Consider the following 238-nt stretch of genomic DNA (forward strand, 5'->3'; position numbering starts at 1 on the left):
GCCTGGCAGAAGTACCTCGACGGCTGCGCCAACCACTGGATGCCGCAAGAGGTCAACATGACCGCCGACATCGCGCTGTGGAAAAACCCCGAAGGCCTGACCGACGACGAACGCCGCATCGTCATGCGCAACCTCGGCTTCTTCTCCACCGCTGACTCCCTGGTCGCGAACAACCTGGTGCTGGCCGTGTACCGCCTGATCACCAACCCGGAGTGCCGCCAGTACATCCTGCGCCAGG

General features: G+C 63.9%; 1 protein-coding gene. It reads left to right on the forward strand.

What is annotated here, in order from left to right:
- Positions 1–238, forward strand: a 238-nt coding sequence (locus tag KZZ04_RS20745; protein WP_219424113.1) for a ribonucleotide-diphosphate reductase subunit beta, incomplete at both ends; no start/stop codon positions are given.

It is taken from the genome of Pseudoalteromonas sp. CR1 (assembly GCF_019392235.1).
GTDB lineage: Bacteria > Pseudomonadota > Gammaproteobacteria > Enterobacterales > Alteromonadaceae > Pseudoalteromonas.